This window comes from Mediterraneibacter sp. 210702-DFI.5.30, assembly GCF_020560115.1.
In the GTDB taxonomy this organism is placed as follows: Bacteria; Bacillota; Clostridia; order Lachnospirales; family Lachnospiraceae; genus Mediterraneibacter; species Mediterraneibacter faecis.
Window position 1 is genome coordinate 173,553 of the sequence record NZ_JAJCME010000001.1, and the last position, 19,194, is coordinate 192,746.

Below are 19,194 nucleotides of genomic sequence, written 5' to 3' on the forward strand. Positions count from 1 at the left end.
CCTGCTCCTTCTTTTACTAGCAGAAGAATTCTTTTGCAGCTCGTACCAGATACTCAGTATCTTTCACACCTGCAGTCTCATAAGGGGAATGCATTGCCAACTGCGGAAGTCCGATGTCAACGGTATTGAGCGCAACCTGAGTGTTGGAAATATTTCCAAGGGTAGAGCCACCGGCCATATCAGAGCGGTTTGTGAATGTCTGAACCGGAACATCTGCCCGCTTACATAGGTCGCGGAACATGGCAGCAGATACGGCGTCCGTACAGTACTTCTGGTTTGCATTGAATTTCAACACGATTCCTTCGTTCAGGTAAGGACGGTTTGTCGGATCTGCTTTCTCTGTATAGTTTGGATGAACCGCATGAGCATTATCCGCAGAGATCATAAAACTGTCTGCAAGATGGACACGATAATCTTCTCCATCATATCCAAGTGCTTCGTGAACACGGATCAGTGTGTCAAAAAGGAACGTGGATGCGGCGCCCTGTTTCGTACCGCTTCCAACTTCTTCATTATCCAGAACACAGTGTACAGCCATACAGTCTTTTTTCTCACCGGAAAGAAAACCTTGAAGTGATGCGAAGGCACACTGCAGGTCATCAAGTCTGCCGCTGGAAATGAATTCTTCAGAAGCCCCCCAGATGGAACCTTCCTGTCGGTTATAAAGGAATAGATCATGACCGAGAATTTCATCTTTTTCTACCCCGGCAGCTTCAGCAATCTGTTCCATAAAAGTTCCTTTAGGAGAACCACAGCCATAAAGTGGGAGAAGATCTTTCTGTGCGTTGTAGTTGTAACCGCTATTGATCTCACGGTTCATGTGAATCGCGAGATTCGGGATCATAACAAGATCCCGGTCAATATTGACGAGTTTGCTCGTGAATTGTCCGTTTGTCTTATCTTTTATTATAACGCGTCCGGCAACAGAGAGCGGACGGTCAAACCAGGGTGCACAGAGCATGCCACCATATTTTTCTACATTTAATTTCACATAATGTTTTTCTACTTCGATCTCCGGATTCTCTTTGATCTTAAAGGTCGGAGAATCACTATGACTTGTCAGAATGTGCATCTTGGCAATACCATTTTCCGGAATCGTAAATGCAATCAGGGAAGAGGCATTTCGTGTAACAAAATAGTGTTTGCCGCATTCTATATTCCAACGCTGATTTTCCTTTAGTTCAGTAAAATCAACTGCAAGAAGCTCTGATTTCATCTGTTGAACTGCATGAAATGCTGTGGGACTCTTTTGGAGAAATTTTAATAGTTCTTGAGAAACTGAATTGTTCATAAATATTTCCTTCTTTCAAATTGTTTTAAAAATCTTTTTTTGCTGATATATTTACTTTTTAGGATAGGGCAAATCAGAGAGAAATACAAGGCGGAAAAGCATAATAAAAACTTTTTATTTAAGAAGAATTTCACAACATACTGTTTTAAAATGTGCTATAATCTAATTTGGAATGTCAGAGATTCCATTGGAGGAGTACGAATGAAAAAAATATCTTTGAAAATAAAATTAACACTAAAATATACAGGGTGCATATTCGTGGCAACAGGCATTGCGTTGTTTCTTGCTACAGTGATAAGTGGAACAGATGCGCAGTCAGCAAAAGCGATGGCGAAGGTGGTACTTCCAATCGTTTTCATCGCATCTCTTGCAATTGGATACTTTCTGGTAAGAGAGGTTCTGAAACGGACTGCAGATATGGCAGAGTCAGCGGCGGAAATCTGTAGAACAAAAGATTTCTCCAGACAGTTGGAACTGGAAGAATCTGATGCGGAATTGGAGAGACTGCAGCTGACATTGAATGAATTACTTGAGGATGTGCGCGAGGAGGGACATTTTGCAGAAAATGTTGTACAGGAGATGTGGATGCCGGTCAGTGTGATCCTTACACGAAGCGCATGGTGCCTTGGCGACTGGCGACTGTCCCAGCGTCAGCGCTGGCAGATTGAACTGGTGCAGAAGAAGGCACAGATTCTTTCAGATTTTATTCAGGAAGTCTCATTTTTTGCAAAGGCAGATCAGGGATGCCAGCCGGCTTATAAAAAACGCATGAATATCAGTGAACTGACAACAGGAATTATAGAAGGTCAGATCAGCAGACTTCAGGAGGCAGATGAACCGGTGCAGATAGAATATGAGATTGAACCGGAGATTTACGCAGAAGTGGATGAGAACTGTTATCGGAAGATGCTGTTAAATCTGCTGGAGAATTCCATTGATTATAGCCGGGAGATTGGACTGATCAAAGTTGTTGTTGAAAGCAAAGGCAGTGAATTTACCTGTAAGATTGCAGATGCGGGAATTGGAATTTCGGAGACGGATCTGCCGCACGTATGGGATCGGTTTTTCAGAGGAGATCCTTTAGGTGCCGGAGAAGGTCATTTTGGACTGGGACTTTCTGTTGTAAAATGGATTGCTGAAGTACATGATGGATGGGTGGATGCAGAAAGTATCCTGGGATCCGGAAGCTGCTTTACAGTGGGGATGCCGTGTGAACCGAAGCCAGAGGCAGAAGTAGAAGAAGTGTCAGAGGAAGAGAAGAAAGTTGATGCGCTGTTAGAAGGAATTAATGGAACAGACGAAACAGAAGAGGAGACGGATGCAGATCTGACTACAGAAGCAGAAGGAGCAGTTGAGACAGATGCAACTACAGAAGAAGCTGAGACAGATGTAACATCTGAAATAAATGAAACGGCTGAGACAGAAGGAATTACAGAAATAAATACGGCGACTGAAACAGAGGCAGTGACCGAAAACAGAGATAGCTCAGAAGAGTCCGAAGCTTTGGGTGAGACAATCGCGATGCCTGTGATTACAGAGGACACAGAGGAAGAGTCATCAGAGAATTTTGTGCCGGATGCAGAGAAAGATGAAACCGATGTAAAGGGTGAAAATTCGTTTAGGAAAATCAAAATTTGTTTATCAAAAATCAAAAGCTTTCTTGAGGAAGAAGATGACGAAGAAGATGACGAAGAAGATTCAGACGAAGACGAAGAAGCTTTAAATGAATGCGAAGTGATTCCATTTAAAAGCAAAGAGGATTCAGACGAAAAATAAAGAGGAGGACTTCTGACGTGAAAGACGTAGCAACAATGAAGGTGGAATTAAAGAAACTTATTGATACAGCTGCAGGAAGAATTCCGGCAGATCTGGTGATTAAAAATTGTAAGATTGTAAACGTATTTTCAGGAAAGATCCAGGAAGGAGACATTGCATTTTCAGGTAATCAGATTGCAGGTATCGGTGAGTATGAAGGCGTGAAAGTGATTGATGCAGAAGGAAGATATGCAGCGCCAGGATTTATCGACAGCCACATCCATATTGAATCTTCTTATGTAAGTCCTGAAGAGATTGGACGCCTGTTAGTTCCACATGGAGGAACAACAATTATGGCAGACCCACATGAGATCGTAAATGTATGTGGAATCGCTGGTCTGGACTATATGATGAAAGCAGCTGAGAACACAGTGCTTGATGTGAAATATGAGCTGCCATCCTGTGTACCGGCTACACCATTCGAGCATTCAGGTGCGGTGATCGATGCAGAAGCAATGAAAGAGCCGATCACAAGAGAAGGAATTGCTGGACTTGGTGAATTCATGAATTTCCCGGGCGTGATCAATGCGGCAGACAGTGATCTGGATAAGATCATTGTAGCAAAACAGGAAGGAAAATTTATTGATGGACATGGACCTGGAATCACAGGAAAAGAGCTGAATGCATATGCCGCTGCAAGAATCGCAGCAGATCATGAATGTTCTACAGTAGAAGAGATGAATGACCGTCTGGAAAGAGGAATGTACATTCTTCTCCGCCAGGGTTCTGCATGTCACAATCTTCGCACACTGATCAAGGGAATGACAGCAGAGAACAGCAGAAGATGCCTGCTCTGTTCTGATGACCGTCAGCCGAAGACAATCCTTCACGAAGGACATCTTGATAATCATCTGCGTATCTGTGTAGAGGAAGGTCTTGATCCTGTGACAGCAATTCGTATGGCAACACTTAACGCAGCAGAATGCTTTGACCTGAAAGACAGAGGAGCAATTGCACCGGGATACCGTGGGGATGTTGTTCTTCTGGATGATCTGAAAGATTTCCATGTAAACCGTGTATTTGTAGAAGGTACGCTGGTGGCAGAAGAAGGAAAATATCTGCCAGAGATCAAAAAATGTGATATCTCTTCTGTTAAGGGAAGTGTGATTGTAAAAGATTTCTCCAAAGAGAAATTTAAAATGAATTTGAAATCAAACAAAGTAAATGTAATCAAGATTCTTCCGGGTGGAGTTGTAACAGCGAAAGATACAGCAGAGATTGAGTTGGATGCAAATGGAGAGTTCGTAAGAAATCCAGGAGTTGATCTTGTAAAAGTAGCTGTTGTTGAGCGTCATCAGGGAACAGGAAATGTAGCTTGTGGATTCCTGAAAGGATACGGAATCAAAGAAGGTGCTGTAGCACTTTCAGTGGCTCACGATTCTCATAACATCATTGTTGTTGGAGTTAATGATGAAGAGATGGAATTTGCCGTGAACAGTCTGATCGAGCAGGAAGGTGGTATTGTTCTTGTGAAGGAAGGAAAAGTGATCGAGAGCATGCCAATGCCGATTGCCGGACTAATGAGTGATCAGAGTGGTGAGTGGGTAGATCAGAAACTGACAGATATTCACGAGAAAGCATATGAAGAACTTGGAATCTGTGGAGATGTGGAGCCGGTAATGACACTGTGCTTTATGTCACTTGCAGTAATTCCGGAGATTAAGCTGACAGATATGGGATTGTTTGATGTGACAACATTTTCATTCATTCCTGTAGAAGTTGAATAATGAAGTTAAAAATCAAAGAAAACACCATTGACGTACTGCACGTATTTTGCTATACTTTAATAGTTAAATAAATACGGCGCAGTAGCCAAGCGGTAAGGCGTGGGTCTGCAACACCACAAACTAAGGAGTCAAATAATATATCTATTCCTCCTTAGCTCAGTCGGTAGAGCATGCGGCTGTTAACCGCAGTGTCGTTGGTTCGAGTCCAACAGGGGGAGCTACAAACCAAATAATTGTGCAAAATAACTAAATACGGCGCAGTAGCCAAGTGGTAAGGCAATGGTCTGCAACACCAGTATTCACCGGTTCAAATCCGGTCTGCGCCTCTTAAAAAGCCCAGAAAATCAAGGTTTTCGAGGCTTTTTCTTTTTTCAAAATCCTATAATTCTGTCTAAAAAAATAAGGTGGCAAAATTATAGGAAAGAAAAAGTTCACAATTTTTTCTACAAGTCCATTTTTCCATAATCCAATTCCCTTTTTTAAAAAATTAATTCTAAAATATAAGTTTTCATGCTTTAATATTTATAGATATGTCCGCCAAAAACCGTTAAAAACCTTATAAAATCAAGTAAAATCGTTTCGTAAGGTGGACGATAAGGTGGCAGAATTTTGGTTGTTACAGCCTGTGCCATCATACTGTAGACAACCATTACCTCTGTTAAGCGGATGATTTATGCAATCATAGCATCAATTAAACTTACCTTACGTTCACTGTCTGTATGAACATAAGTACGCATGATCACCTCATAGTTATCGCCAATGATTTCAGCAGCTTCCTTTATTTCTCCCATATTGTGAGTCTGCCGGATCAGATTTGTTGCAAAAGTGTGCCGTAGTGCATGAAGATTATATTCTGGAATCTCAGCACGCTTACAAATTTTCTTTAGCGTATTGGCTAAATTTTGGATTGTAGGGCTGACACCATTTTGCGTAGATAATATCAAATCTGGAAAAACCCGATTTTTATCGTATAGCTCCATCATACATGATAGTGAAAATTCAGCTTCCTTGTTTAATGGAATAGTCCGTAAACTATTTGGGTATTTTGGAGGAGTCAAAATCATTTTAGTCTTTTTTTTGGAACCGGCCTCTCTGTTTTTAACCCTGCTAAGCGTATGTGTGATTTTAATGCCACGCCGTCCTAAAAAGGGCACGATAGAAGATTGACCTAATGCAAGCAATTCACCACCACGTAAACCTGTGTTTAAAAGGAATACAATGGCAGGACCATATCTATACAAATAGCGTTCGTTTTTATTTGGACTGGGTTCCATTGCAATTTCTTTTATGATCTGCTCATGTTCTGGTGGGATGATTGAGATTTCCTTTGTTTCTACAGGAAGAACGGATTCTTCCGGCATTATCACCCGATTTAAAATATCAGAAAAGTTTTTTGGCAGTTCGCCGAGAGAAATTGCTGTTTTAATCATTGCAGACCAAAATAAGTAAATTTTCTTTAATGATGAATAACTCAGGATTTCCTTTTTGGCATTAATCGTTGCTGTAATATCATCAGCAGTCAGATTAGAAAATGTTTTGCTAAAAGCATCCGTATCTTTTAAATGATTTTCGTATGTTTTTTCTAATCGATCCAGACTGGTTTGTTTGAATTTGCCAGCTTCAACCATGAGACTTTTGCGGAATAAGTATTTGTTCGCATAGTCCTGTACTTTGATGTTTGAAGTAATTGCGTCTTGTATTGCGACTTTTATCTTCCAGTCATCTAATAATGCTTTCGCTTCTCCTTTGGTAGGAGCATTAAACTCCTTGTCCGGTAGCCCTTTTTTTCTATATCGGGCAGTCCATCCTCCTCTCTTATTTGGAAATAGTGATCCATCCCCTTTGGATCTTCTTTTTTGTTGTGTACCTTTCGTTGTTCTCGCCATGAATAGTTCCCTTTCTTTAATGAGATATTCATGCCAAATCAGGTATAAGGTCTATTTTAATATAGCCAAGCCTGATTGACAATAACTTTCTAAAGGGCCTAAAAGAATATTTGCTTTCCTATGTTTTTCTTGAGAAACTCCTGAATAGAAGCTGGCGAAGTAAAATATTGCCGCCCAACTTTTGTAACGGGAAGAATTCCACTGTCAAGAAGTTCCCTGGTTTTTGTTTTTCCAATGCCGAGCATGGATGCTATCTCCTGAACGGAGTATGCTTTAAAGAGATTGTCTGTTTCACTCAATATAATCACCTCTATAAATTAGATTAATGAAAGGGTAGACATATCAGGAAACCGTTTCCTATGCCATGTTTCATGCACGTATGAGGTGTTACTATGTAATCATCAAGCTGCAGGCGTGCATTTATGCGACACTATCTGCAGCACCTATATACATTTCCTGATAAGGTATAAAATTATCAAGGTACAATAGCGTAAGACTTGGTTTTGTCTTAACAATTTCATTAAGTAATTAACTGAGATTTTTTCAGATTGAACAGATTATGTACTTTTTATTAAAAATTTTTCTATAAACTTGAAAAAAGAGAGATGGGATACGTGATATTTCAATATTCTAATTGAAGTCATATATGCAAAGCATAGTATTTAAAAACATACAATATATTGTGCATGAAGATTGACATATACTATATCATGTGCTACTATACTGCTATAGTTAATTTTATGCGTACCCATAGGGGGAGTTTTGGATTTGTATAAATCCGAAGACTCAAGGAGAGCAGTAAGGCTGCTTATTCCGCATAAGTTGTTTATGATTGTACAAAGTGTCACTATCTGTCCTTATGGGGCAATAGCGGCACTTTTGTTTTTTCGGTAATATTATCAGGGATATGAGAATGGATAGCGAAGGAATACTTCACTTTTCATTCTTTTTTTATGCCCTAATGAAAGGCAGGATTGCCACAATCAGCTTTGGCTGTTTATGGATAAATAAATTTAAGAAAGGTGGTACACACATGAAAGAAACAAAGATTTATGCAGATGAGTTTTGCACTACATTTGCAAGTACAACGGAGATGCTGGAATTTCTGGCTGAGAGGGCAAAGCAGTCCAAGTGGATTCGTAAGCCTACCAGGATGCTAAAACTGGTTCCATTGGAAAAGGAGGCAGAAACCATTGAAGAAGCCTGTGAAAAAGAACTGGAAGGAATAGTAGAGGATACAGAAAAGAATACCCAGTTGGTATTAAAAGTGAACAAGGATTTTTATCCGGTTCGTGACTGTGCTATCCATACAATTCTGAAAAGAGCCGGCATTAATGGAACAGGATTAAAGAAACTGGAGAAAGCTACTTATGCAAAGGTAGTAAACTACTGTCTTCAGGTAGCGAAAGGAGATGCCTTAATCAAGGTGGCAGATGGAAAAGTATCTGCAGTACATGGCGGTGATGATCATGATTACTGTGTACTGGATATGCAGACAATCTTCAATATGACAAGTGATTATCTGAAAGCACATTTTAAGGGAAGTACGTATCTGGAGGGTTCTGGAAGTTTTGACCATTCCATTGTGTCTGCTATGTGGACTTTAGGGGGAAATCAGGAACTTTTGGATACTTATCACCAGGCTTTGGAGGATCATGGAATTGAGGATAAGAGCCTTGCTCCTGCACTGCGCCTGACTACTTCTGATGTAGCAGTAAGTGGTGTGAATCTGTATCCCATGATGCTCTCACAAACCAGTAACCGTGTCATTAACCTGGGCAGTCCTATCAAACTGTCACATGATAGAGGGGCGACCTTACAGGATTTCCGGAATAATCTGGATAAAATTTTTTCCCGTTATCAGGAAGCAGTTAAAGGAATTGTTGGTTTGATGGATATAGATATCCAAAACCCTGTAAACTGTCTGCATCTGATTATGAAGGAACTCAAAATCAATCAGAAAATCCGAAATGAAGTAGTAGATCTTTTTGTGGGACAATATGGGGAAGAACCATGCACAGCTCATGATCTTTATTTTGCCATGCACGAAGCTGCATTCTTTGCTGCTTGTGAAGGATTTTCTGCACCACGGATTTTAAAATTGGAAGAAGATATTGCAAAAACACTGGCCTTTGACTGGAAAGGGTTTGATGTATATGGAACGATTAAATTATAAGGAGGAAATGAGATGAATACAGCATTAAATTATCAGCCGGAAGTTCTTGTAGATACAGCAGATTTGAGCCGAGAAGATTGGTTGGATTACCGGCGTCTTGGTATTGGCGGAAGCGATGCAGCGGCAATCATGGGTGTATCCCCATTTGCGACAATCAGGGATTTGTATTTTGATAAAATTGGTGTTACGCCAGTAATCGAAGAAGAGGAAGAAAACTGGGTAGCGAAAGAAGTGGGACACCGCCTGGAAGATTTGGTTGCCATGATTTTTGCAAAGAAGACGGGGCTTGAAGTTTTCCCTGTACGAAAAATGTTCCGGCATCCGCTATATCCGTTTATGTTGGCGGATGTGGATTACTTTATCCGTTTCCCAGATGGAAGCATTGGAATTTTGGAATGTAAGACCTGCAATTACAATGCAAAAGACAAATGGGCAGATGATGGGATTCCTGAAAACTATGTTTTGCAGGTTCGTCATTATCTTGCAGTCATGAATATGAATAAAGCATATATTGCCTGCCTTTATGGAAACAATGAAAATGAATTTGTTTATCGGTGTCTGGAACGGGATAGAATGGAGGAAGAAGAACTTATTGAACAGGAGAAATACTTCTGGGAAGAATATGTGGAGAAGAAAATAGAACCACCGTATTCCGGGAAGCCAGATCTCATTTTGTCTAGTATCCGGAAATATAAGGGTTACGCAGACAAATCAATTCCTGAAATCAGCATATCTAGCTTGGAATCACGCAGTCTTGAAAAATATCTTAAATTATCTGAAGAAAAATCCCAATTGGAAAAAAGAAAAAAGGAGATTGAAGCGGAACAACGTGCATTGAGCGTACCGTTTGTCGAGCTTCTTGGACAAGGGTGTAAGGCAGTGATCGAGGATGGGAGTTTCCGTTACCGGATTACTTATAATCCTACGATACGCACCCAGATTGGAAAAGAAAATATGGAGAAACTGAAAAATCAGCATCCGGATATCTACGAAGAATACACAAGCACTACAGAAAGCAGGATTTTCCGGATTAAAAAGGAGGTTGCATAATGTTACAAGGAAAAAAGGCATATATCTGTTCTCCGCTGTCTGCCCCGAATCCAGAGGGAGTGCAGCATAATATGGAACTGGCAAAATACTATCTCATGCAGATGAAAAGGCTGTATCATTGCCGTACTTTTGCTTCACATGCTCATCTTCCATTAATGTTAGATGACCGTATCCCGGAAGAACGGGAAACTGCAATGCAGATTGTAGTTTTGATGTTGGATTTATGTGAAGTATTGATCATTTGTGGTTCACATATCAGCGAGGGAATGAGAAGCGAGATTCAGACAGCATTTGTAAAAGGAAAGGATATTTATTGGTATGACTCCAAGATGAAACCAGGGGAATTGATGAAAGTAGAGAACTGGAGGGACATAGACGATGAGGTGCAAATATATACGTAAGATTTTTCAAAATGAGGAAAACGGATATACGGTTGCATTATTTTCCACACTGAATCAGGAAGTTCCTCTTTCTGCCAGGGATAAGTTTTGGGCAGAGAAAAAAATCATTGCGTTTACTGCCAAAGGATATGACCTTCCGCTTACGGATGAGATCGAAATTGAGATGGAAGGCGAGTGGGAAACAAGTTCCTATGGGACACAATACAAGGTGGAAACTTTTTTAGAGGTTGTACCTAGAACAAGGGAAGGTATCTTAGGATACCTTTCTTGTGGTTCTTTAAAAGGAATTGGTCCCAAAACGGCAGAAAGGATTGTCAATCGTTTTGGTCTGGATACCTTAGAGGTGATGGAAAAATATCCACAGGAATTATTAAAAATTCAGGGGATATCTCAGCAAAAACTGGACCGTATTGTGGATTCCTTTGGAAAAAATAAAGTATTCCGGGAATTGATGACCTTTTTATCACCATTTCATGTTACTCCTAAAAAAGCAAATATGATTCTTCAGAAGTTTCGGGATCAATCCGTAGAAATCATTCGGAAGCAGCCTTATATCCTTTGTGCTGTTAAGGGGTTTGGTTTTCTCACTGTGGATGCCATTGCAAGGCAGTGTTGTGCTGCAACGAATGATCCTATGCGCATTTCCGGCTGTGTCAGTTATGTGTTGCGGGAAGCCATGAAGCAAAACGGACATTTGTATCTGGAGCAGGAAATTCTGGTAAAAGATGCCTTGAAAGTTCTAAATAAAGAACCGGATCTTCAGCCGGTGACAGAAACAGAAATTTTAAAAGTGATCTATCGTCTGGTTATGCAAGACAGTATCGTGGTAGAAGAAAATAGGATTTACATTACCAAACAGTATCAGGAAGAAGAAGACACTGCTTCTATGATTGCAAGAAAATTGTATGAGCGAATTCCAGTTCTTACGATTGAAAAGGAACTGGAGGAAGCACAGAAAGATTTAAACATAACATTATCCGAACAGCAGAAAGAAGCAGTACGTATGGTTTTTGCAAACCCGATCAGCATTATTACTGGAGGACCTGGAACCGGTAAAACAACGGTTTTAAAGGTCATTTTGTATATCTATCAGAAAAAATGCGGGAATAAAGTCCAACTGATGGCACCAACTGGTCGTGCCGCAAGGCGAATGGCAGAGAGTACCGGAAGTGGGGATGCAACTACGATGCACATGGCACTGGGGCTTTTTGGTGACGGAGATTATGAAGCACTTATAGATGAATTGTCCGCAGATTTTATTAATGTGGATGAGGTATCTATGGTAGATATGCACCTTGCCTATGAATTTTTTTACAAGGTAAAAGCAGGAGCCAGAGTGCTTTTGGTCGGAGATGTCCACCAGCTTCCTTCTGTAGGAGCAGGAGATGTGTTCCGTCAGCTTATTTTGTGTGGGAAAATACCGGTTACTGTTTTAAATCTGGTCTATCGTCAGGGGAAGGACAGCAATATCCCCATAAATGCCCAGCTTATCAACGAAGGAAAAACAAATCTGCAATGGGGAGATGATTTCCAGATGATTGAATGTTCAGGAGCAGATGCAGCAGCACAAATTGTTAAGAATATTTATCTCAAGGAAATTCAGGTGTATGGTATGGAGCAGGTACAGATACTTTCTCCATACAAAGTGCGAAGTGCAGCCGGTGTCTTGGAACTGAACCGCAGTCTGCAGGATGATGTAAATCCTCCTGTATCCGGGAAACAAGAGCTTCATCTTGGAGGTGAGATATTCCGAGAAGGTGACCGAATCCTTCAAAACAAAAATACAGAAGTTGCCAGTAATGGAGATTTAGGTACTTTGGTACAGATTTCTGAGGATGAGGATAACAACCCAATAGTTCAAATCGTATTTACAGACGGACGCAGGGTGAAGTATGAGGCAGAGCAGGTGGAGATGATGGAACATGCAAATGCCATAACCATACACAAAAGCCAGGGAAGTGAGTGCCAGGTGGTTATCATTCCGTGGCTAAAAGCTTTTTATCCCATGTTGAAGCGGAATATTTTTTATACAGGGATTACCAGGGCGAAGCTGCGCGTTTATATTGTTGGGGAATGGAAAGCCGTTTGTCAGGCAATTCATACAGATGATACAGGTACCAGAAAGACGATGCTGGCGGCAAAAATACAACAGTATTGTGAACGGTATCAACCACAGAGTAATAGACAGATCCCGACAACAATTTGCAACCGGGCTGTGTAAAAAAATAGCAAAATAGTTCAATGTTGAGAATTGGCAGGTTATTACTTTATAAAGGGATGTCCTGCCGGTTCCAAAGAAAGGAGCAGGCAATGAGCGAATTATTATATAACAAGTCAAAAGCAGTAGAAGAACTGAATAAAGTGGAAGGATTTTATCCTCTGGAACTTGCCAGAGTTATTTCTAATGAAGGGCAGGAGGAACAACGGTATCTGGATGTGAAATATCGGAAGCTGTGGTTCCGTCTGGTAAATCCTACAGGCAAGATTATCAGCCGGATTGTTCATTTTACAGAAAATATGGCAGTTGTAGAAGCCAGGATTTATCTGGATAAGTGTGATCAGGAGAATAATTATATTGCCAATTCCTTTTCGCAGAAATTTCGTACAACAGATACACAGTTTGGAGATAAATTTCTTGAAATGGCAGAAACAGCAGCGATTGGGCGAGCTTTGGCAGATGCGGGATATGGTCTGCAATTTGCTGATGTAGGGGAAGGTAATGATCCCATGCAGGTAGATGCAGGAATTCCTGTAAACCAGGGAACTTCGATGCAGGCTGCGATGCCGGCACAAAATCCGGCACCTGCAATGCAACAGACACCGAATCAGCCGGCAGGGGCGATGCCAGCATTTCAGACGCAAGCAATGCCAGGACAGCAGATGATGGAGCAGTTTTACCAGGAAGCACAAGCGAATGGAAATACAATTAGCAGGGCAACGGGGAGTGGACAGATGACTAATCCGGTAATGAGTTCGGCAAGTGGTGGTGTTGCACCAACTATGCAGCAGATACCTCACCAGCAGCAGATGCCATCTAAGCCGCAATCTCTGGCTCCCAATATGCCGGTGGAAGAACTGGTGAAATGGATGAGCTATGAGCAGGCAATCCAAGTTGCCATAACAGGAAAAGGAAAATTTAGCGGAAAAACTATGGGGCAGGTTGCGATGGAAAGTCCTTCCAGCTTGCAATGGTTCGCAGAGCAGTATCATGGACAGAACCATTTTATACCGGCAGCAGCCAGAGTAATTCTTGCAAAAGCATAACAAATAGCCGGTGATCATCATTCTTTCCACAGCCTTTATTGGCTGTGGAAGAAAGGAGGAGCCATAGAGTGTATGATATGTCAGGCTTTAACTACGATATCACAGATGTTGTACATTTACTGCAGCTTAGAGTACGGCATAAGAATTCTTCATCGATGGATGTGAATTGTCCATTTTGTGGAGAAACAAAAGGAAAAATGAATGTTAATCTTCAGAAAAATGTGTTTCGGTGTAATCGGTGTGATGCTTCCGGCGGAATGCTGGAATTATACGGAAGACTGCATGGTGTTTCCAGCGCAGAGGCAAATCGGCAAATCCGGGAAGCTCTGGGAAAGGGAGAGTACAGAACAAATTATCAGGTAGCTCCTAAAAAAGAGCCTGTAGTAATTTTTAATGCCGAGTTGGCAGATGCAGATGTCATTGACCGAACATATCAGGAGATGTTGTCCTTATTGACATTAAATGATAAACACCAGGAGGATCTTAAAAAAAGAGGGCTGACGGAAGAACAGATCGAGATACAGAGGTATCGTAGTGTACCGTTGTTTGGAATTAAAAATATGGTACAGAAACTGTTGGAATCCGGACAGACAGTAAAAGGTGTGCCTGGATTTTATGAAGATCAAGATGGGAAATGGACAATTAATTTTAGTTCTAAAAATTCCGGGATTTTAATACCAATTCAATCCCCGGAAGGAAAAATACAAGGATTTCAGATTCGGTTGGATCAGGTAATGGAGGGACGGAAGTATATCTGGCTTTCCAGTGTGAAATTTAAAAATGGAGTATCATCAGGAAGTCCGGTACATGTCATAGGAAACCTGGACGCAGAACAGATCTATTTAACAGAAGGCGCATTAAAAGGCACGATAGCTCACTATTTATCAGGGGATACGTTCATTTGTGTTGCAGGTGTGAATCAATACAGAAATTTAAAGCCAGTTTTGGAAATGTTGAAAAGCAGGCATCTGCAGCACCTATATGAAGCGTATGATATGGATAAAAAAATGAAGGTATATTGTGACGGGGATTCCGAAAAATGTGATGCCTGTCAACGTAAATCAGCCACTTTTTATTGTCCGCATAAGATGCAGAAACGGCAGATTCTACAGAACGCTTGTAGAAAGGTGTATGAAATCTGTAGTGGATTGTCTATTTCCATGAGCCGTATGGTTTGGGACATGGATCCTTATGGTGAGTGGAATGGACAGATCAAAGGAATTGATGATTATTACTATGTATTGAAAAATACAGGGTGAATATGGACCGGGCAAGTTGTCCGGTCTTATGGAAGAGGAGGATTCGATGAAACGAAAGAAAATTTACGGTATATTTATGCTTGTAGCCATTGCTGTTTTTTTATTTGCAGGAGGAAGGATACTGCAAATTTATTTGAATTATCAGGAAAGTCAAAAAGTCTATGAGCAGATGGAAGGGTTTACACAAAAGATAGAGGATCAAGACCTGTCACCAGAAGCGGTTCCAGGGGAAACACCAGAGGAGGTCGCAGAGCAGGGAGTCCTACAGGTGGATTTTAACAAGCTGGAAGAAATCAATCCAGATGTCATTGCATGGATTGAGATTCCTGGTTTGGAAATTAGTTATCCGGTAGTCCAGGGGAGGGATAATGACTATTATCTGCATCACCTGATTACGGGAGAAAATCATAAAAGTGGCAGTATTTTTATGGACTTTCACAACCAGGAGGATTTATCAGACAGAAATACCATTATCTATGGGCATAATATGAAGGATGGGAGCATGTTTGGAACCCTGGATCAGTATCAGTCACAGGCACTTTATCGAAACTATCCTTGTTTTTATATGTATGTGCCAGGATATATTTATGAGTATCAGATTTTTTCCTGTTATGCAGCACCAACGGATTATCCAGCATATACTTATGATTTTCCTACTTCTGAGGACTATGAAGTTTTTCTGGAAACACTACAAAGAAGTGCTGAGTATAACACAGGGACGACAGTTACCAAGGAGGATCAGGTAGTAACCTTATCAACTTGTGTAAATACCCGAAAGGATTATCGCTATTTAGTACATGGAAAACTGAAACAGAAAATAAAGATGGAGGAATAACAGATGTTAGATTTTGAATACGCAAAGGCATTGGCAGAGGTTGTGTTGGATACAACTTGCAGTGAAAAAGAAAGAGAAGTACGGCTGGAGTGTTTAACCCAAATATTTGTCAGAGCAAATGCCTATTTAAAGAAAGGCTTCTTACCCGATGTGGTAGAGGCTTTTTTTGTGCGAAAAATGGAAGGTTTGCCACTGGTATCGACAAAGCAGGATATGCAGGATTTTTTGAAAGTCAGTACACCCCATTATTTTGGCGGGAAATTTACAGTTAGTAATATTCCGTATTATTCAGAGGAAGAAGAACTGCTACTTTGGTCAGAAACATCACTTCGTGGTCCATTGATTACAGCCGGATACGAACGCTATATGGAACTGTTTAAAAAGATTTTGCCTCAAAAGGCAGAACAGATTAATTTTTTATAAAGAGAAATAATTCGAATGAGGACTGGAAATATATGGTGGTTTAAAGATAAATGTTAAAAATTATTATATAGGAAGAAAGCATCTGTCTGTAGCAAAATGCTGCAGACAGGATATTTTTTTGAAAAAAAGTTGCTTTGTACGGAAGCTCTGCGTACAAGAGAAGTATAAAGAAAAAAGGAGAGATGATTTTATGATAAAAAAAGTTCGGATTGCGGTAGACCATGGCAATAGAAATATGAAAACCTGTTCCCAGGTATTTACGACAGGGCTTACCATTCAGGATAAAAAGCCTGCCAGAGGGGAAAAGTTCCTGTTTTATGAGGGAAAGTATTATGTGCTGAGTGAAAATAGGATTCCTTATCAAAGAGATAAAACGCAGGATGATCGTTTTTTTATCCTTACTCTATTTGCAATCGTAAAAGAGCTGGAGGAAAACCCTCAAATTCAGCCAGGGGATGTCATTCAGGTGGATCTTCCGATTGGGCTGCCACCCAAGCATTATGCAGAACTTTGTGAACGGTATGAAGCATATTTTAAAAGACAAGGGAAAATCCATGATATCAATTACTGTGGTAGTACATATCATATCACCATTGGAGAGGTAATGGCATTTCCGCAGGACTATGCGGCTATGATGACTATGATTGAAAAGCTGCAGCAGATTCCCAAAGTAGTAGGAATTGATATAGGAGGATTTACTACAGACTATCTTCTGATGCGGAAAGGTAATCCGGATATGGAAGCCTGTGATTCCATGGAAAAAGGCGTGATTACCATGTATAACAAGATTATTTCAGGGATTAACAGTGAATATGATATTTTGTTAGAGGAAAGTGATATTGACAGTATCCTTCAGGGAAACACAGAGTTTTATGAAGAGGCTGTAGTCCGTATGACAGAAGGTATGGTGCAGGATTTTGTAAAAGATCTGCTGAACAGTATTCGAGAAAGAGGTATAGATACCAAAGCAGCATATACGGTATTTATTGGAGGCGGGGCAAAGCTATTGAGCCATTTCCTGGAACAATCAGACCGTCTGGGGAAATATACCTTTATTGAGGATATTTCTGCCAATGCCAAAGGATATGACAGACTGTTTCAGATTATGTAGAGGAGTGTGATAAATGTGGAGAAAAAGAATCCCTATAAATTCACACTTGGATTTGATAAAACAAAGCTGACACATGTACGTGCGGCAGAGATTTTAAATTCCGTAAGGGATAAAGCCGACTTAATTGCATCAGCAGTGGTTGCTCATATAGATGGCGGCAGTACAGAAAAAGGGGCTGTATTGAACCAAGAAGCTTTGCAGATTATGATGTTGGAATTGGTAAAGCAAGAAGTGGAAAAAGCAATGCAGAATTATTTTTCAAAACAGGAGAATGTTCAAGTGGAAGAAGAAACAGAGGAAGATGTAATAGAGAAACAGAAGATATCTGAATTTGTCCTTGCACCTGAAGTGGCCAAAAGCGTTAGAGATGCAATGAGTGCATTTAGAAATAGATAGAAAATAAAAAAGAAGCATCGGATTTTTGAGTGCTTCTTTTTTGTTGCACATTTATGCCAGTTCACAGGAACCTCACAGATTCCGCACAGGTTTCTCACAGATTTCATCCGTATAATCAAAAATCAGATATTGTCAGAAAAAAGCTTAATTGAGTGTATCCTTTTCTTTCAATGCAGAAAGAAGCCCACGCAAGGTGCGTAGGGCAATTTGCCGCTCGTCTTCAGAGCAGTTTTGCAGTTCTTTCATAATCTGATAGGTAGTAGTGTCCGGTTCTTTTCGCTCATCCTGAACAGCTGCATCAATTGAAATATCCAGAAATTGAGCGATTGGGATTAAAGTTGCAAGTTCCGGATTGCCATTACAGGTTTCAATATCCGAAATGGTCCGGGTGGACACACCGGCTTGTTCTGCAAGTTTTGCTTGTGACAGACCACGCCTTTCTCGTTCACTTCTTACCATATAGCCTAATTTTTTCTTGACGGTATCCATCAGCATCCGCATCACCTCACTTATTGTTTTATTTTATCGTAGATTGATAGTAAGAGAAACGCATTATAGTGCATGAAGATACGCAATATAATGTGGATTGCGGGGCAGGAGAACCTACAAAGGAGGAGCATCCATGCTGCAAGGAAAGACAAGGTATTTGTGTAATGATTCGTCAAAAAAATCTTGTTTTTGCAGGGGTGCCAAAAGGGTTATTTATATGCAGTATATGCGTTAATCTATAAAGCTACTGTGCAGGATGATGCATGGAATAAGAATGATGTCGAGCCAGAAGAAATGTGGTTCGGCGTTTTCTTTTACCAAAATAAAAATATCCTTCACAGATGCAGATCTCCACCTCTGAAATTTGGAAACTTATTGATTTCAAATTTCGGAGGTAGAAAATGAAAGAAGAACAAAAATATAATGGATCTAAAACAAGAAATTATTTCACTGCTTACTTGCTGGCATCTATAAGGGGAAAAAGACTTCGGTATCTGGAAAAGCAGCAGAAAATATTATTTGCAGAGGAAAATCTGGAAGATAAAGAATATACAGATGCGGATATTTCTCCAGAGGAAAGGCTGGAATTGGAGCAGAAAGAACAACTGCTTATGGAGGAAGCACAGGGGATATATCCAGAGTGGAACGAAATGACGGATATAAGCCTTATAGAAGCCATGTTTTCTTTGCAGGAAGAAGAACGGAAGCTTATTTATCAGCATGTATTTGAGGAACATACATTTAAAGAAATGAGCATCTTGAATCAGATGACTGAAGAACGATGTAAAGGAGCTTATTACTGGGCAATTAGGAAAATAAGGAAGAGAATGGGAGGAAAGAAATCATGAATTTTAAAGAATTATTATACCGGGCAAGGCAAGGGGATAAAGATGCTATTTTGGAAATATTTGAAATGTACCGGCCACTTTTAATTAAAAATGCTTTGGTAGAAGGCATTTTTGATGAGGACCTTTACCAAGAATTAACAGCAGAATTGCTGAAGTGCATACGGTATTTTAGAGATGTAGAATAAAAGAGCAGGAAGAACGCAGCTTGATAATGAGCTGCGTT

At 40.4% G+C, this 19,194-nt stretch carries 18 protein-coding genes and 2 tRNA genes; 16 read left to right on the top strand and 4 right to left on the bottom strand.

Going from position 1 to position 19,194, the window contains the following annotated elements; translation table 11 throughout:
• Positions 1 to 16: 16 nt before the first annotated feature.
• A complete protein-coding gene (locus tag LI126_RS00810) occupies positions 17 to 1,291 on the bottom strand; it encodes a M18 family aminopeptidase (protein ID WP_227164631.1) in 1,275 nt (424 codons plus the stop codon).
• Positions 1,292 to 1,492: 201 nt separating this feature from the next.
• Here LI126_RS00810 and LI126_RS00815 point away from each other — a divergent pair, with 201 nt between their 5' ends.
• The 4 genes from LI126_RS00815 (at position 1,493) to LI126_RS00830 (ending at position 5,159) form a co-directional block, all read left to right on the top strand.
• On the top strand, positions 1,493 to 3,067 hold the full coding sequence (locus tag LI126_RS00815) for a sensor histidine kinase (protein WP_227164632.1): 1,575 nt from the start codon (positions 1,493 to 1,495) through the stop codon (positions 3,065 to 3,067).
• Positions 3,068 to 3,102: 35 nt separating this feature from the next.
• A complete protein-coding gene (ade, locus tag LI126_RS00820; RefSeq protein WP_055157164.1) occupies positions 3,103 to 4,833 on the top strand; it encodes an adenine deaminase in 1,731 nt (576 codons plus the stop codon).
• A gap of 145 nt (positions 4,834 to 4,978) precedes the next feature.
• Positions 4,979 to 5,051 (top strand) — tRNA-Asn (locus LI126_RS00825).
• Positions 5,052 to 5,087: 36 nt separating this feature from the next.
• Positions 5,088 to 5,159: transfer RNA gene (locus LI126_RS00830), tRNA-Cys, on the top strand.
• A 345-nt stretch (positions 5,160 to 5,504) separates the two neighbouring features.
• On the opposite strand, the gene LI126_RS00835 is transcribed toward LI126_RS00830, so the two are convergent.
• Together LI126_RS00835 and LI126_RS00840 are read right to left on the bottom strand one after the other, a co-directional pair.
• Positions 5,505 to 6,719: a site-specific integrase gene (locus LI126_RS00835; protein WP_059085258.1), complete on the bottom strand. Its 1,215-nt coding sequence runs from the start codon at positions 6,717 to 6,719 to the stop codon at positions 5,505 to 5,507.
• 98 nt (positions 6,720 to 6,817) lie between these two features.
• A complete protein-coding gene (locus LI126_RS00840) occupies positions 6,818 to 7,018 on the bottom strand; it encodes a helix-turn-helix domain-containing protein (RefSeq protein ID WP_243148421.1) in 201 nt (66 codons plus the stop codon).
• A gap of 734 nt (positions 7,019 to 7,752) precedes the next feature.
• On the opposite strand from LI126_RS00840, the gene LI126_RS00845 reads away from it, so the two are divergent.
• From LI126_RS00845 to LI126_RS00890, 10 genes are all read left to right on the top strand, one after another.
• Positions 7,753 to 8,895, top strand: a complete 1,143-nt coding sequence (locus tag LI126_RS00845; protein ID WP_005342227.1) for a hypothetical protein — start codon at positions 7,753 to 7,755, stop codon at positions 8,893 to 8,895.
• A gap of 12 nt (positions 8,896 to 8,907) precedes the next feature.
• The gene (locus LI126_RS00850; RefSeq protein WP_118563800.1) at positions 8,908 to 9,945 is read left to right on the top strand and encodes a YqaJ viral recombinase family nuclease; all 1,038 of its coding nucleotides are present in this window, start codon (positions 8,908 to 8,910) and stop codon (positions 9,943 to 9,945) included.
• Complete coding sequence (locus tag LI126_RS00855) at positions 9,945 to 10,346, top strand: DUF7768 domain-containing protein (RefSeq protein ID WP_227164633.1); 402 nt, start codon at positions 9,945 to 9,947, stop codon at positions 10,344 to 10,346. Before LI126_RS00850 ends, LI126_RS00855 begins: the two co-directional genes overlap by 1 nt.
• Entirely contained in the window at positions 10,324 to 12,567 is a 2,244-nt protein-coding gene (gene recD2, locus LI126_RS00860) for an SF1B family DNA helicase RecD2 (RefSeq protein WP_118563801.1), read from the top strand. Before LI126_RS00855 ends, recD2 begins: the two co-directional genes overlap by 23 nt.
• Positions 12,568 to 12,656: 89 nt before the next feature.
• Entirely contained in the window at positions 12,657 to 13,610 is a 954-nt protein-coding gene (locus LI126_RS00865) for a hypothetical protein (RefSeq protein WP_173684405.1), read from the top strand.
• A gap of 77 nt (positions 13,611 to 13,687) precedes the next feature.
• Positions 13,688 to 14,869 (top strand): CHC2 zinc finger domain-containing protein, encoded by a 1,182-nt coding sequence (locus LI126_RS00870; protein WP_179976651.1) that lies wholly within the window; start codon positions 13,688 to 13,690, stop codon positions 14,867 to 14,869.
• 46 nt (positions 14,870 to 14,915) lie between these two features.
• On the top strand, positions 14,916 to 15,704 hold the full coding sequence (gene srtB, locus LI126_RS00875) for a class B sortase (RefSeq protein WP_025579116.1): 789 nt from the start codon (positions 14,916 to 14,918) through the stop codon (positions 15,702 to 15,704).
• 3 nt (positions 15,705 to 15,707) lie between these two features.
• On the top strand, positions 15,708 to 16,127 hold the full coding sequence (locus tag LI126_RS00880; protein WP_118563802.1) for a hypothetical protein: 420 nt from the start codon (positions 15,708 to 15,710) through the stop codon (positions 16,125 to 16,127).
• A 190-nt stretch (positions 16,128 to 16,317) separates the two neighbouring features.
• The gene (locus LI126_RS00885; protein ID WP_138271367.1) at positions 16,318 to 17,238 is read left to right on the top strand and encodes a ParM/StbA family protein; all 921 of its coding nucleotides are present in this window, start codon (positions 16,318 to 16,320) and stop codon (positions 17,236 to 17,238) included.
• 15 nt (positions 17,239 to 17,253) lie between these two features.
• Positions 17,254 to 17,634 (top strand): stage III sporulation protein AF, encoded by a 381-nt coding sequence (locus LI126_RS00890; protein ID WP_227164634.1) that lies wholly within the window; start codon positions 17,254 to 17,256, stop codon positions 17,632 to 17,634.
• Positions 17,635 to 17,778: 144 nt separating this feature from the next.
• Here the strand turns inward: LI126_RS00890 and LI126_RS00895 are convergent, their stop codons facing one another.
• Entirely contained in the window at positions 17,779 to 18,129 is a 351-nt protein-coding gene (locus LI126_RS00895; protein WP_118331594.1) for a helix-turn-helix domain-containing protein, read from the bottom strand.
• A 395-nt stretch (positions 18,130 to 18,524) separates the two neighbouring features.
• Between LI126_RS00895 and LI126_RS00900 the strand changes: the two genes are divergently transcribed.
• Both LI126_RS00900 and LI126_RS00905 read left to right on the top strand, forming a co-directional pair.
• Complete coding sequence (locus LI126_RS00900; RefSeq protein WP_118563909.1) at positions 18,525 to 18,971, top strand: sigma-70 family RNA polymerase sigma factor; 447 nt, start codon at positions 18,525 to 18,527, stop codon at positions 18,969 to 18,971.
• A complete protein-coding gene (locus LI126_RS00905; protein ID WP_118563910.1) occupies positions 18,968 to 19,156 on the top strand; it encodes a helix-turn-helix domain-containing protein in 189 nt (62 codons plus the stop codon). Before LI126_RS00900 ends, LI126_RS00905 begins: the two co-directional genes overlap by 4 nt.
• Positions 19,157 to 19,194 lie beyond the last annotated feature (38 nt).